At 71.8% G+C, this 12,637-nt stretch carries 16 protein-coding genes; 8 read left to right on the top strand and 8 right to left on the bottom strand.

Features of this window, described 5'->3' with window-relative positions; genetic code table 11:
• Positions 1-59 precede the first annotated feature (59 nt).
• Positions 60-836, bottom strand: coding sequence for an SDR family oxidoreductase (locus AB0K12_RS19935; protein ID WP_364562868.1), 777 nt, complete (start codon positions 834-836; stop codon positions 60-62).
• A gap of 90 nt (positions 837-926) precedes the next feature.
• A complete protein-coding gene (locus tag AB0K12_RS19940; protein WP_364562871.1) occupies positions 927-1,574 on the bottom strand; it encodes a class I SAM-dependent methyltransferase in 648 nt (215 codons plus the stop codon).
• A gap of 71 nt (positions 1,575-1,645) precedes the next feature.
• Between AB0K12_RS19940 and AB0K12_RS19945 the strand changes: the two genes are divergently transcribed.
• Both AB0K12_RS19945 and nhaA read left to right on the top strand, forming a co-directional pair.
• Complete coding sequence (locus tag AB0K12_RS19945; RefSeq protein WP_364562874.1) at positions 1,646-2,236, top strand: TetR/AcrR family transcriptional regulator; 591 nt, start codon at positions 1,646-1,648, stop codon at positions 2,234-2,236.
• Positions 2,237-2,330: 94 nt separating this feature from the next.
• Entirely contained in the window at positions 2,331-3,560 is a 1,230-nt protein-coding gene (nhaA, locus tag AB0K12_RS19950; protein ID WP_364562877.1) for a Na+/H+ antiporter NhaA, read from the top strand.
• Between the two features lie 52 nt (positions 3,561-3,612).
• Here the strand turns inward: nhaA and AB0K12_RS19955 are convergent, their stop codons facing one another.
• Genes AB0K12_RS19955 through AB0K12_RS19965 form a run of 3 tightly spaced genes read right to left on the bottom strand, consistent with a single transcriptional unit; the run spans position 3,613 to position 5,410 of the window.
• Positions 3,613-4,260 (bottom strand): pyridoxal-dependent decarboxylase, encoded by a 648-nt coding sequence (locus AB0K12_RS19955; RefSeq protein ID WP_364563941.1) that lies wholly within the window; start codon positions 4,258-4,260, stop codon positions 3,613-3,615.
• Positions 4,261-4,266: 6 nt separating this feature from the next.
• Positions 4,267-4,992: a pyridoxal-dependent decarboxylase gene (locus tag AB0K12_RS19960; protein ID WP_364562880.1), complete on the bottom strand. Its 726-nt coding sequence runs from the start codon at positions 4,990-4,992 to the stop codon at positions 4,267-4,269.
• 34 nt (positions 4,993-5,026) lie between these two features.
• Positions 5,027-5,410: a VOC family protein gene (locus AB0K12_RS19965; RefSeq protein WP_364562883.1), complete on the bottom strand. Its 384-nt coding sequence runs from the start codon at positions 5,408-5,410 to the stop codon at positions 5,027-5,029.
• Between the two features lie 73 nt (positions 5,411-5,483).
• Here AB0K12_RS19965 and chrA point away from each other — a divergent pair, with 73 nt between their 5' ends.
• The 4 genes from chrA to AB0K12_RS19985 are packed head-to-tail and all read left to right on the top strand — an operon-like array spanning position 5,484 to position 8,322.
• Positions 5,484-6,659 carry a chromate efflux transporter gene (gene chrA / locus AB0K12_RS19970; RefSeq protein ID WP_364562886.1) on the top strand — a complete coding sequence of 392 codons (1,176 nt, stop codon included), beginning with the start codon at positions 5,484-5,486 and terminating at the stop codon, positions 6,657-6,659.
• A gap of 15 nt (positions 6,660-6,674) precedes the next feature.
• Positions 6,675-7,415: a MarR family transcriptional regulator gene (locus AB0K12_RS19975; protein ID WP_364562889.1), complete on the top strand. Its 741-nt coding sequence runs from the start codon at positions 6,675-6,677 to the stop codon at positions 7,413-7,415.
• Between the two features lie 44 nt (positions 7,416-7,459).
• Positions 7,460-7,876: a MerR family transcriptional regulator gene (locus tag AB0K12_RS19980; RefSeq protein WP_364562892.1), complete on the top strand. Its 417-nt coding sequence runs from the start codon at positions 7,460-7,462 to the stop codon at positions 7,874-7,876.
• On the top strand, positions 7,873-8,322 hold the full coding sequence (locus AB0K12_RS19985; protein WP_364562895.1) for a carboxymuconolactone decarboxylase family protein: 450 nt from the start codon (positions 7,873-7,875) through the stop codon (positions 8,320-8,322). The genes AB0K12_RS19980 and AB0K12_RS19985 overlap by 4 nt, the downstream gene beginning before the upstream one ends.
• Before the next feature lie 98 nt (positions 8,323-8,420).
• On the opposite strand, the gene AB0K12_RS19990 is transcribed toward AB0K12_RS19985, so the two are convergent.
• The 3 genes from AB0K12_RS19990 to AB0K12_RS20000 form a co-directional block, all read right to left on the bottom strand.
• Positions 8,421-9,305, bottom strand: a complete 885-nt coding sequence (locus AB0K12_RS19990; protein ID WP_364562897.1) for a phosphotransferase — start codon at positions 9,303-9,305, stop codon at positions 8,421-8,423.
• Between the two features lie 122 nt (positions 9,306-9,427).
• The gene (locus tag AB0K12_RS19995) at positions 9,428-10,090 is read right to left on the bottom strand and encodes a response regulator transcription factor (RefSeq protein WP_364562900.1); all 663 of its coding nucleotides are present in this window, start codon (positions 10,088-10,090) and stop codon (positions 9,428-9,430) included.
• The gene (locus AB0K12_RS20000) at positions 10,087-11,274 is read right to left on the bottom strand and encodes a sensor histidine kinase (RefSeq protein ID WP_364562903.1); all 1,188 of its coding nucleotides are present in this window, start codon (positions 11,272-11,274) and stop codon (positions 10,087-10,089) included. The genes AB0K12_RS19995 and AB0K12_RS20000 overlap by 4 nt, the downstream gene beginning before the upstream one ends.
• Before the next feature lie 192 nt (positions 11,275-11,466).
• Between AB0K12_RS20000 and AB0K12_RS20005 the strand changes: the two genes are divergently transcribed.
• A complete protein-coding gene (locus AB0K12_RS20005) occupies positions 11,467-11,838 on the top strand; it encodes a DUF6223 family protein (RefSeq protein ID WP_364562908.1) in 372 nt (123 codons plus the stop codon).
• 87 nt (positions 11,839-11,925) lie between these two features.
• Positions 11,926-12,306, top strand: a complete 381-nt coding sequence (locus AB0K12_RS20010) for a DUF6223 family protein (protein ID WP_364562911.1) — start codon at positions 11,926-11,928, stop codon at positions 12,304-12,306.
• Positions 12,307-12,637: the final 331 nt, after the last annotated feature.

Raw genomic sequence — 12,637 nt, forward strand, 5'->3', positions numbered from 1 at the left:
AGGTAGGGCTTTGACGATGGAGCGGGGTCATCCGCGACCTCGCTGATCCATCGTCACGCTCAGCCGTGGGCGGGCAGGCCGCCGACGGCGCTGAGGGTGGTGCCGTTGACGTAGCTGGCGGACGGGGAGGCGAGGAAGGCGACGGCCGCGGCGATCTCCTCGGCGTCCGCGAGGCGTCCCAGGGCGACCGACCGTCCCGCGGCTTCGAAGGCGTCGCCGAACGCGGCCGTCCCCTCCGTACGGGTGGGGCCGGCCGCGACGGCGTTGACCCGGACGCCCGCCGGGCCGTACTCCGCCGCCCAGGTCCTGGTGAGGGACTCCAGGGCGGCCTTGGTGGCGCCGTAGACGCCGGTGCCGTGGCCGGGGGTGGTGGCGGCGCCGCTGCTGACGTTGACGATCGCGCCGTGCCCGCGCTGCGCCATGGCGGGGGCCAGGGCCTGCACGAGCAGGTACGGGGCGCGCAGGTTGACCTCGACGTGCGTGTCGAAGGTCGCTCGGTCGGTGTCGGCGGTGTGGGCGAAGTGGAAGACGCCGGCGTTGTTGACGAGGATGTCGACGTCCCCGGCGCGTTCGGCCAGCGCCGTCACCTCGGCGGGCCGGGTGAGGTCGGCGGGTTCGAAGCGGGCCGAGCCGCCCGCCTCCTCGATCCGGCTCAGGGTGGTCTCCGCACGCTCGCGGTCGCGGCCGTGCACGATGACGCGGGCGCCGCGCCCGGCCAGGGCCAGGGCGGTGGCGCGGCCGATGCCCGCGGTGGCTCCGGTGATCAGCGCTGTCCGGCCGGCGAGGTCGGCGGCTCGGGTGACCAGTGCGGTCCGGCCGGCGAGATCCTTGTTCACTGTGGCCTCCTGTCGGTAGGGGTTGCTCAGTGACCAGGGTCGGGGCGGCCACGCGTGGTCCGCAAAGCCGTTTGCCGCAACGGCAAAGCGCTAGGGGCGGCAGCTGATCTCCATGCCGTCCTCCACGGGGAAGGCGACGGAGACGTAGCCGTGGGCGGGGTCGCGGACGTAGGCGAGGTAGCCGGCCATGCTCTCGAAGGTGATGTCGTCCGCCACCACGAGCGCCCCCGGGGCCAGGCGGTCTTCGAGCAGCCGCAGCACCGGCAGGCACAGCTCCTTCCAGCCGTCGAGCAGCAGCAGGCCGATCGGCCCCGGGAGGTCGGCGAGCGTCTCGAGGGCGTCGCCGGCCAGGATCGTCACGTGCTCGGCCAGGCCCGCTTGCTCCAGGTTGGCGCGCGCGGCCTTGACCTTGACGTCGCTGAGCTCGGTCGTCCAGACGTGGCCCGTGCCGTTGTCGGCGACCGCGGCGGCCAGGTGGAGGGTGGAGATGGCGTACGAGGTGCCGAACTCGACGATCGTCTCGGGGCGGCCGTTGCGTGCCAGCGCGTACAGCAACCGGCCGCCCGCTCTGGAGATCGGCATGTACTCCCCCGCCATCGCGTCGGCGCGCTGCCGCGCGGTCGCCTCGGCGTACGGGATGTCGAGCGGCCAGGGGGCGGGGTCGGCCTCTTCGCGGTCGGCGGCGGCGAACAGCCGGTCGAGGAGTTGCGCGATGTCCGGCTTCGTCAATGTGTTCATGGCGTCTAACATAGACGCACCGTTGCGTCTAGACAAACTGCTAAGGTCGGACGCGTCGAAGGAGGGAGCCCATGGGCGGCACCGCACAGAAGCACCGCGGCAACCGGTACGGCCGCAGCGAGGAGGCGCGCCAGAGCGTGCTGGAGGCGGCCGACGACCTGCTGGTGGAGGTCGGCTACGCGCGCCTGACCATCGAGGGCATCGCCGAGCGGGCGGGCGTGGCCAAGCAGACGATCTACCGCTGGTGGCCGTCCAAGAACGACATCCTCATGGACGCCTTCGTCCAGGACGCCGCCGAGGCGCTCATCCCGTCCGACACCGGCGACCTGCGGCATGACCTGCGCACCCACGCCCGCGACGTCGCCGCCTTCCTCACCGCCTCCGACGCCGGCGCCGTGTTCCGCGCCCTGACCGCCCAGGCCCAGCACGACCCGGCGCTCGCCGCCCGGCTGCAGGCCGAGCACCTCGGCAAGCAGCGCGGCTACGACCGGCTCCCCTTCGAACGCGCGCTCACCCGCGGCGACCTCGACCCCGATCTGGACATCGACCTGGCCGTCGACCAGATCATGGGGCCGATCTACTACCGCGTCCTGGTCACCGGCCGGCCCGTGACGCAGGAGTTCACCGACACGCTGGTGGACGCCGTCCTCTCCAGGAGCTAAGCGATGTATGCGTAGTTTGATAGGTTTTAGGTGGTGTGCCGGGAAGTCTGGTCGGCGAGCGTAACGTCCTGTCCCCGACCACGAGCGGAGCTTCATGCCCGGCACCTTCACCACGCCATCTCGCCCTGCCCGAAACCTGTTCTACCGTTCCGAAGCCCGCCGCATCGCCGGCATCCTGCGCAAGGAGACCATCGGCGGCGCACTGCTGCTGGCCGCCGCACTCGTCGCGCTCATCTGGGCCAACTCGCCGTGGGCGCAGACGTACGAGGACCTGCGGGCGTTCGAGGTGGGCCCCGCCGCGCTGCACCTCGATCTCGACCTGGCGACGTGGGCCGCGGACGGCCTCCTGGCGATCTTCTTCTTCGTGGCGGGGCTGGAGCTGAAACGCGAGTTCGTCGCGGGCGACCTGCGTGACCTGCGGCGGGCCGCGGTGCCGGTGGCCGCCGCCTTCGGCGGGGTCGTCGTGCCCGCGCTGGTCTACCTCGCGTTCGCCGGCGGCTCGGGCGGCGCGCAGGGCTGGGCGATCCCGACCGCCACCGACATCGCGTTCGCGCTGGCGGTGCTGGCGGTGATCGGCCGCTCGCTGCCGGACGCACTGCGGACCTTCCTGCTGACCCTGGCCGTGGTGGACGACCTGATCGCCATCGTCGTCATCGCCCTCTTCTACACCTCACACCTCGCGGTGCTGCCGCTGCTTGGCGCCCTCGTCCCGCTGGCGGTCTTCGCGGTGCTGGTCCGGCGCGGCGTACGGGCCTGGTGGCTGCTGCTGCCGCTGGCGTTCGCCACGTGGACGCTGGTGCACGCCTCGGGGGTGCACGCCACCGTGGCGGGGGTGCTGCTGGCGCTGACCGTTCCCGTCGCGGCGCGCTCAGGCGAGGACGCGACCGGGCTCGCCGAGCACTTCGAGCACCGGTTCCGTCCTGTCTCGGCCGGGGTCGCCGTGCCCGTGTTCGCGTTCTTCTCCGCCGGGGTGTCGCTGGGCGGGCTGAGCGGGCTGGCCGGCACGCTGACCGAGCCGATCGCCGCCGGTATCCTGGCCGGGCTGCTCATCGGCAAGCCCCTCGGCATCCTGGGCGCGACGTGGCTGGTGGCCAGATTCACCCGCGCCACGCTGGACGAGGGGCTGGGGTGGACCGACATGGCGGGGCTCGCCGTGCTGTCGGGGATCGGGTTCACGGTGTCGCTGCTGATCGGGGAGCTGGCTTTCGGCGCGGCGGAGGTCGCGCAGGTGAAGGTGGCCGTGCTGACCGGGTCGGTCGCGGCGGCGCTGGTGGCCATGGTGATCCTGCGCCTGCGCGCCCGTACGCACGCCGCCGCTCTCTAGCACTGCTGATCACGGCGGCCTACCGGCGTCGTGATCAGCAGGGGCTCGGAACTCAGCCGGCCGCGCGTTCCAGGGCCTTGGCCGCGCGGTCGACGTCGGCCTCGGTCGTGCGCCAGTTGGAGAACGCCGCCCGCAGGGCCGGGACGCCCGCGTACTCGGTGGTGGTGACGAACGCCTCGCCGGACTCCGCGACCGCGCGGGCCACCTCGGCGGCCCGTTCGGGGGCGTCGGCGAGGGTGAAGCAGACGACGTTCAGCCGGACCGGGGCCAGCAGCCGGTACGCGGGCATCGCGGCCAGGCGCTCACCGAGGCGGGCGGCGAGCGCGATGTCCCGCCGGACGATCTCCGCGTGGCCCTCCCGCCCGTACGCCGCCAGCGTGAACCAGGCCGCCAGGGCCCGCAGCCGCCGCGAGTTCTCCGGCGTGAGGTGCAGGAAGTCGGGCCGGTCGCCGAGCGGGCCGAGGTAGGCGGCCGAGTTCTGGAACACCCGCGCTTGGAGGTCTCGGCGGCGGGTGAACTGCGCGGCGCTGTCGTACGGGACGTTCAGCCACTTGTGCAGGTCGAGGCAGATCGAGTCGGCCTCGCCCAGGCCGTCCACGAGGTGGGCGTGGCCGGGCGAGAGCGCGGCGAAGGCGCCGAAGGCGGCGTCCACGTGCAGCCAGAACGGGTACCGCTCGCGCAGCGCGGCGATCGCCCGCAGGTCGTCCTAGTCGACGGTGTTGACCGTGCCGGCGTTCGCGACCACGATCGCGGGCTCGCCGTCCAGCTCGCGCAGCGCCGCTTCGAGGCTCCGTACGTCCACCGCCTCCCTGCCGGGCAGCACGCCGACCCTGCACAGCGCCGAACGGCCGAGCCCGAGCATCGACAGCGCCTTGCCGATGCTGGAGTGCGGCGTCCCGGACAGCACCTTCACCGGCCCGAGCGCGGCCAGCCCCTGCTCGGCCACCGAGAGGCCGCGTCGCTCGCCGACCCACTCGCGGCCGATGGCCAGGCCGGTGGCGTTCGACATGGTGGCGCCGCTGACGAACGCCCCCTCGTGCGCGCCCGGCAGCCCGAACAGGTCGCGCAGCCAGGCGACGGTCTCGCGTTCGAGGTCGGCGACCGAGGAGTCGACGCCGCTGTCGGCGTTCTGGTCGTAGGCGGCGGTCAGCCAGTCACCGGCGAGCGCGGCCGGCGTACTGCCACCGACGACGAACCCCAGGTACCGGGGACCGGCGCCACCCGAGAACCCGGCCGCCCAGCGCCGCTCGAACACCTCCAGCGCACCCCTCGCCCCGGCGCCGCTCTCGGGCAACGCGACCGGCTCGCGTGAGCGAGGCGGCGGCCCGACCGGCCGCTCCCCCAGCCCCGCCAGGAACCGGGTGGCGTGCTCGCGAGCCTCGTGAAGCAGGCCGGGCAGGTCGGCGAGATCGTCCCTGAGTCGTGGGTTCATGGGGCCAGCGTAGAGAGCGGCAAGCCGGTGAGGTTCAGTGCGGGGTGGCGGGCTCGAAGAGTTCGACGAGGTTGCCGGAGGGGTCTTCGAGGAGGATCTGCCGGCCGCCGGGGCCCGAGACGACCTCGCTGCGGAACGACAGCCCGGCGGCGCGCAGCCGGTCGATCTCCGCGTCCAGGTCCTCGTAGATGAGGTGGACGCGGTTGCGGCCCGGCGGGGTGCCCTCGGGGGTGGCGCGGGCACCGGAGCTGGGCGGGCCGGACAGCAGGAGCCGCAGCGGGCCGCGCACGACGTCGGCGAAGGCGGGCGCGACGGCGGTGCGGACGGTGAAACCGAGGTGGGTCGCGTAGAAGTCGACGGCGGCCTGGACGTCGTCCACGAGGTAGCGGACGCCGGCGTACTGGTCGGACGTGGCCATGACGGGAGCCTCCTGTCGCGGCGGCATCGCTACCGGGGACCGCCGTGAGGCGATGGTACATCAATCTGGTTTGATGTACCCGGACAGCGAGAGCGAGCGGAAGGACGGCGGGGTGGACGATCGCCAGGGCGGCGCGGCGCGGGAGGTGGCGCTGCTCTTCCTCAAACTGGGCACCATCGCGTTCGGCGGCCCCGCCGCGCACACCGCGATGATGCGCGACGAGCTGGTACGCCGCCGCGGCTGGGTCACCGACGAACGCTTCGCCGACCTGATGGGCGCCACCAACCTGATCCCCGGCCCCAACTCCACCGAACTCGCCATCCACCTCGGCCACGACCGCGCGGGAAGGCGCGGCCTCATCCTGGCGGGCGCCTGCTTCATCCTCCCCGCCGCCCTCATCGTCACCGCCCTGGCCTGGGCCTACGTCACCTACGGCAGGACCCCGGCCGTCGAGGGCATCCTGTACGGCATCGTCCCCGTGGTCATCGCCATCATCGCCCACGCCCTGTTCGGCCTGCTCAGGGCCGTGATCAAGTCCTGGTGGCTCGGGGCGGTGGCGGCCGGGGCGCTGGCCGCGTACCTGCTGGGCGTCAACGAGCTCCTCATCCTGGCGGCCGGCGCGCTCCTGGCCGCAGCCGCCCACCTGCCGCGCCGCCCCGGCGGCGGCGTGCACGGCCTGCTCGCCGTCCCCATTCTCGGCACACCCGTCTTCCCCGACCCCACCGGCGGCCAGCTCACCCAGCTCTTCCTGACCATGCTCAAGATCGGCTCTGTCCTGTACGGCAGCGGCTACGTCCTGCTCGCCTTCCTGCGCGGCGACTTCGTCGACCGGCTCGGCTGGATCACCTCCGCCCAGCTCATCGACGCCGTCTCCATCGGCCAGGTCACCCCAGGACCGGTCTTCACCACCGCCACCTTCATCGGCTACCTCGTCGCCGGCCCCATCGGCGCGTTCCTCGCCACCGTCGCCATCTTCCTGCCCTCCTTCGTCTTCGTCGGCCTGCTCACCAAGATCACCCACCGGCTCCGCGCATCCCGCTGGACCTCCGCCCTGCTCGACGGCGTCAACGCCACCGCACTGGCGCTCATGGCCGGCGTGTCGTACCAGCTCGCCCGCACCGCCCTCATCGACCTGCCGACGGTGGCCATCGCCCTGATCAGCCTGCTCCTGCTGTGGCGCACCAAGCTCAACAACGCCTGGCTCGTCGCAGGCGGCGCCGCGATCGGCATTTTCATCAATTTGGTTTGATGTATCGTGCCACATGTGAGCGACACTCTCTCACCGCCCGAGGTCCTGCGCCTGACCGGGCATCCGGTGCGGTGGCGGCTGCTGAACGAGCTGGCGCGCGGCGATCTGCAGGTACGCGAGCTCACGGCCCTGGTAGGCCAGAAGCAGAGCCTCACCTCCTACCATCTGGGTCAATTGCGCGCCGGCGGCCTGGTCACCATGCGCCGCAGCTCCGCCGACAAGCGCGACACGTACTACAGCCTCGACCTCGCCACCTGCCGCACCCTGCTCATGCAGGCCGGCGCCGCGCTGCATCCCGGCCTCCGCCTGATCCCCGCCGCGCCGCCCCCGCCCCAGGACGGCTCCGCTCCCCTCCGCGTCCTGTTCCTCTGCACCGGCAACAGCTCCCGATCGCAGATGGCCGAGGCTCTCCTGCGGCACCTGGCGGGGCCGCGGGCCGAGGCCGCCAGCGCGGGCAGCGCCCCCAAACCGCTGCACCCCGACGCGATCCGCGTCATGCACGAACGCGGCCTCGACATGAGCGCCCACCGCCCCAAGCACCTGGGCGAGTTCACCGGCCGCCGCTTCGACCGGGTGATCACCCTGTGCGACCGGGTCCGTGAGGTATGCCCCGACTTCCCCGGCGCCCCCGAGACGACGCACTGGAGCCTCCCCGACCCGGCGGCCCCTGATCAGGGCGGCTACCCGGCGTTCGTCCGTACGGCCGACGACCTCACCACGCGCATCCGGTTCCTGCTGCACACCCTGAGCGTCTGACCCGGCTTGACTTGGAGCGCGCTCCAACTTCTACCGTTCGTCCGATGAGTGACGGACATGCCCGGCCGCAGGAGCAGCCGACCCTCACGATCGCCCAGGTCGCCGCGCGCACCGGCCTCTCGCCGGACACCCTGCGCTACTACGAGCGCGCCGGGCTGATCGAAGGAGTCGGCCGCACCCCCGGCAACCAGCGCTGCTACGCGGCCGCCGACCTGGACTGGCTGGAGTTCCTGCTGCGGCTGCGCGAGACCGGCATGTCGATCAGCGACATGCAGCGGTACGCCCGTTTGCGCGCCGCCGGAGACGCCACCCTCGGGGACCGGCTGACCCTGCTCCGCGAACACCAGGCCGAGCTCGACGAGCGCATCCGCGGCCTGCTCCGCAACGCCGCCGCACTGGGCGACAAGATCAAGCACTACGAGACGCTGCTCGACCAGCAGCCGGAAACGGATCAACCATGACCGCCGACTTCACCACGGAACCCACCACCGCCCCCGCCTCGGACACCACCGCCGAGACCCGTCAGGACCGTTTCGAGCGCGGGATGGAGGTTCTCGACCGCGTCGACGGCGAGAGCGGGCAGCGCGTCATCGACGCCCTCGCCGACATCAACCCCGAGCTCGGCCACCAGGTCGTGGCCTGGGGCTTCGGCGAGATCTACAACCGGCCCGGCCTGTCGCCACGCGACCGCCAACTGGTCACCCTCGGCATGCTCACCGCCCTCGGCGGCTGCGAACCCCAGCTCGACGTGCACATCAACGCGGCGCTCAACGTCGGCCTCACCCGCGACGAGATCGCCGAAGCCCTGCTGCACACCGCCGTCTACTGCGGCATGCCCAAGGCCATCAACGCCACGTTCGTCGCCAAGAAGGTCTTCGGCGAACGCGGCCTGCTGAAGGACTCTTAGACCGCGACGGCGTCCAAGTGGGCGAGCTCGGCGGCGGCGACGTTCTCGCGCAAGGAGCTGCTGCTCGCCGCGGCCTTCCGCCTGCCGTCGTCGCTGCGTCAGGGGCGCAGACGGTGGAACAGCTCCACCCGGGCGCGGTGGTATTCGAGGTCCTCCTCATCGTGCGCGACTCCGGCGCGGGCGGCCTTGTGGAAGTAGGCGTACTCCCTGCGCAGCTTGTGCCTGACGAGCTGCGCCAGCGACTCCTCGTCCAGGTGCCCCGCCGTGCCGCCCTCCTCGTGGTACGCCGCCACGAACTCCTTGCTCGGCCCGGCCACGTCATCACCCCACTCCAGGGCGGCGGCGGCCAGCTCCAGCTCGGGGGCACCGACGAAGGTCTCGTCCCAGTCGAGAACCGCCACGATCCGGCCATCCCGGGCCAAGGTGTTGCCGGTGTAGTAGTCCCCGTGCAGAGGGTGGCGCACGGCATGCCTGGCGTGGAAGTCGGCCAGCCAGCGGTCCAGGCCGGGGTCGTCCAGCTCGGCGGCGTCCTGGGGCGGAGCGCCGTACAGGCCGGACTCCTGGAAGGCGGCCACCGGCCGCGGACCAGGACGGCACCCGGAGAGCGACCTGTGCAGCCTGGCGAGCAACCGAGCACCGGCCTCGCGCTGAGCCGGGACGTCGGAGTCCGGCCAGCCACCCTCGACGTACGGCCAGCAGGAGACCGGACGGCCACTCACGACGACGACCGTCGCCCCTTCGAAAGTCGCCAGCGGCGCAACGGCCTCAGGCAGATCAGCGGCGGCATGCCGCGCGACCGCATGACACCACTCCGCCTCGGCGACGCCACGCCCCACAGGACCGACCCGGATCACGTGCCCGTCGAGACGGTAGGCGGCCGACTCCTCACCACCGTGCAGCCGCTCCCCGTCCCCCGTGACACCCCAGGCCAGCGCCACGGCTTCGCGAACCTCCCTGGTGAGGGGCGTCATGACGTAGATCATTCCACCAGCCTAGGTGCTCCACGGCTTCGACCGTCCGGCAAGGACGTCCTGACGCGCTGGAACGCCCTGCCATGGTCATCGACCTCTGGCGGCCCCGGCCATGGCCTTCAGCGCCCATAGCCTCACGCCGAGGGAACGACCAAGCCCGTCCGGTAGGCGATCACGACCAGTTGCGCGCGATCACGTGCCCCCAGTTTCGTCATCGCGCGGCTGACATGCGTCCGCGCGGTCGCCGGGCTCAGGAAAAGCCGGGCGCCGATCTCGTGGTTGCTCAGCCCCTCCCCCACCAGGGCCAGCACCTCGCGTTCGCGCTCGGTCAGCACCGCCAGCCGGTCCTCCGCGACCCGGACGGCCGTCCGCCGGGCCGTGAACTGGCCGATGAGACGCCGCGTGATCCGGGGCGCGAGCAGCGCGTCGCCGGCCGCGATCACCCGGATGGCGTGCAGCAGCTCGGCCGGCCCCGCGTCCTTGAGCAGGAACCCGCTGGCTCCGGCCTGCAGAGCGTCGAAGACGTACTCGTCGGTGTCGTACGTGGTCAGGATCAGCACGCGGACCTGCTCCAGCCCGCGCGTCCCGGCGATCTCGGCGGTGGCCTGGATCCCGTCCACCTGGGGCATGCGGATGTCCATGAGCACGACGTCGGGACGCGTGGCCAGGGCCCGTTCGACGGCTTCCGCGCCGTTCCTCGCCTCTCCGACCACCGTGATGTCGTCCTCGAGGTCGAGCAGCACCTTGAACCCTGACCGTACGAGCCCCTCGTCATCGGCGAGCAACACCTTGATCACAGCCGCACCTCCGCCGGCGCGAGGGGCAGCCTCGCCCTCACCTCGAACCCACCGCCCGGCCTCGGCCCGGCATCGAGCTCCCCACCCAGCAACCGGCAGCGCTCCCGCATCCCGACGATCCCCCGCCCGGACTCATCAGGCGGATCCACGACAGCGCCCCGGCCTTCATCGGTCACCCGGACCTCCAAAGCTTCGAGCCCAGGATCGAGCACCACCGTCACCCGGGTCGGACCGACGTGGCGGACGACGTTCGTGATCGACTCCTGCACGATCCGGTACGCCGCACCGCCCACCGCACTCGGCAACGGCGTCGCGGGCGAGCTCTCCTGGACCTCGACGTCGAGCCCGGCCGCGCGGGCCTTGGCGACCAGCTCCCCGATCTGCTCCAGCCCCGGGTACGGCTCCCGCCCCTCCTCATCGTCATCCCGCAGCACCCCGAGAATGGCCCGCATCTCCCGCAGCGCCCGCGAACTCGTCTGCTCGATCGCGCGCAGCGCCTCCCGCGCGACGTCCGGCCGCTTGCCGAGCACGTGCGCCGTCACCCCGGACTGCACGTTGATGATCGCGATGGCATGCGCGACCGTGTCATGGACCTCACGCGCGATCCGCAGCCGCTCGGCGTCCACCCGTGCCCGCGCCTCCTCCTCGCGCGTCCGCTCGGCCAGCTCGGCCCGCCTCTGTGCTTCGGCGGCGATGACCTGCCGAGACCGTACGGACTCACCGAGCGCCACGCTCATGACGGAGGCTCCGATCCGGAAGTACACCCACCCGATGGCCGCCGGCGGCTCGACATCGGCCGCGGCGACCAGCCAGACAGTGGACAACACCGCGACACCCACCCCGGCGATCACCAACGACCGCCGCCCGTCCCCATAGGCGGCCAGCGTGTAGAGCGCGAGAAAGAGCCCGAGCCACCCGGGCCCATCGGGAAAGCCGAGCACGTAGTAGATCACGCTGGCCAGCGCCGTGACGACGAACACCGGCACCGGCCACCGGCGGCGAACCGCGACGACCAGCCCACTGACGACGAGCAGGACGTACCCGAGATCGCCGAGGTCGGTGAGCGGCCGCAGCACCACCTCACCGGCGTTGCGCACGATCGTGCCCTGCACCTGCATGACGGTGATGAAGAGCGCGAGTAACGCATCCTGCACCGCCACCGGCAGACGCCACGACTGTTTCATGCCGCGATCCTACGATCGCCGCCGCTGGAACCACCTCCCCCCGCAGGCCCGCCCACCTACGGCAACGGACGTACCGACCGCGCACCCACCTACGCGCACCTGCGTAGCAGCCGCCATCCACGGCCCGAAGCGACACCCCTCCCATCGGCGCGACGCTCGATGGGCAACAGAACTTCGGCGAAAGGACGTCCCATGTCCCTCCTGCTCGGGCTGGTCTCACCCGTCTGTACGTCGGCCGCAGAATGCGCAGGCCAGGGCCTCGACACCTTCGTCGGCACCCCTGAACGAATCTGGGCCGGCGTGGCCGCCCTGGTGGCGGTGGGCAGCACCATCATCGGCTGGCTGGCACTGCGCGACGCCGGGCGGTGGAAAGCCATCGCGGCGCTGACCTTGGGGATCGTCGGCGGCCTCAACGGCGCAGTGAAACTGGCCATCGCCGACGGCGGCCTCGGCACCGGCAACGGCGTGTTCGGCGCGGCCATGGCCCTGGCACTCGGGCTGCTCGGCGCCCTCCTGGGCCGCTTGGCCCTGACCCGCGTCCGTCGCGCCGAAATGAGCCGCTGACCTCGGCAAGAACTCGACCGAGACGCTGCGGTCGACGCTGTGATCCAAGAACCCGCTTCCGGCATTCACTCGACTGGAGGAATCCTCATGTCCATCCTTGACACGCTGACCAGCCCGCTGGCGCTCGAGACAACAGCGGCACGCCTCCTCGCCCAGCCCGTCGACGCCTACGCCCTGACCACGGGACGCCTCTGGTCCGTGGTGGGCGCAGTGCTGGGCCTGGCCGGCGTCGCCATCGGCGGCCTGGCCCTGGCCCGCTCCACCGGCCGCTTCGCAAGGAGGGGCGCAGCCATCGCTCTGACGGCGGGGCTCGCCACCGCGGTCATCGGCGGCTGGATCATCGCCGCCGCAGAAGGCGGTCCAGGCACGGGGTACGGCATCGTCGGCGGCTACGTGGATCTGGCGATGGCCCTGATCGCCCTCATCCTCGGCGCCCTGGCGTCGATCCGCTCCCGCCGGACCACCTGACCCGCCGGCTGGACCCCGGATGTCATGTGTAGACCTACGGACTTCGTGCAAGAGAATCACGGCAAGTCGCGCCTACCCCGTGCCGGGCGGCAAGTCCTATCCCGACCTCACTCAGGCGAAGAGCATCCCCGGCGGAAGCCGGCAGCGTCCCCTCACCCAGCGCCAATCCGCCGCACAACGTCTCGCTCCGCAGCATCGACGCACAAGAGAACGGGGACCACGGGATCGTCCTGAAAGCGTGGTACTCCAACAGCCGCATGCTCAACGTCGCCGAATACTGGATCGACATTCAGGAGCGGACCCATGGCCGTTCGGGCTGCCTTCGGGCAGT

The organism is Nonomuraea sp. NPDC049419 (genome assembly GCF_040676995.1).
GTDB lineage: Bacteria > Actinomycetota > Actinomycetes > Streptosporangiales > Streptosporangiaceae > Nonomuraea > Nonomuraea salmonea.

What these genes read in the sequence shown, in the direction of transcription:
- AB0K12_RS19940 (WP_364562871.1), bottom strand. Translation starts at nt 1,574, where the DNA reads ATGAACACATTGACGAAGCCGGACATCGCGCAACTCCTCGACCGGCTG.
- AB0K12_RS19945 (WP_364562874.1), top strand. Translation starts at nt 1,646, where the DNA reads ATGGGCGGCACCGCACAGAAGCACCGCGGCAACCGGTACGGCCGCAGC.
- nhaA (WP_364562877.1), top strand. Translation starts at nt 2,331, where the DNA reads ATGCCCGGCACCTTCACCACGCCATCTCGCCCTGCCCGAAACCTGTTC.
- AB0K12_RS19960 (WP_364562880.1), bottom strand. Translation starts at nt 4,992, where the DNA reads ATGAACCCACGACTCAGGGACGATCTCGCCGACCTGCCCGGCCTGCTT.
- AB0K12_RS19965 (WP_364562883.1), bottom strand. Translation starts at nt 5,410, where the DNA reads ATGGCCACGTCCGACCAGTACGCCGGCGTCCGCTACCTCGTGGACGAC.
- chrA (WP_364562886.1), top strand. Translation starts at nt 5,484, where the DNA reads ATGTACCCGGACAGCGAGAGCGAGCGGAAGGACGGCGGGGTGGACGAT.
- AB0K12_RS19980 (WP_364562892.1), top strand. Translation starts at nt 7,460, where the DNA reads ATGAGTGACGGACATGCCCGGCCGCAGGAGCAGCCGACCCTCACGATC.
- AB0K12_RS19985 (WP_364562895.1), top strand. Translation starts at nt 7,873, where the DNA reads ATGACCGCCGACTTCACCACGGAACCCACCACCGCCCCCGCCTCGGAC.
- AB0K12_RS19990 (WP_364562897.1), bottom strand. Translation starts at nt 9,305, where the DNA reads ATGATCTACGTCATGACGCCCCTCACCAGGGAGGTTCGCGAAGCCGTG.
- AB0K12_RS20000 (WP_364562903.1), bottom strand. Translation starts at nt 11,274, where the DNA reads ATGAAACAGTCGTGGCGTCTGCCGGTGGCGGTGCAGGATGCGTTACTC.
- AB0K12_RS20005 (WP_364562908.1), top strand. Translation starts at nt 11,467, where the DNA reads ATGTCCCTCCTGCTCGGGCTGGTCTCACCCGTCTGTACGTCGGCCGCA.
- AB0K12_RS20010 (WP_364562911.1), top strand. Translation starts at nt 11,926, where the DNA reads ATGTCCATCCTTGACACGCTGACCAGCCCGCTGGCGCTCGAGACAACA.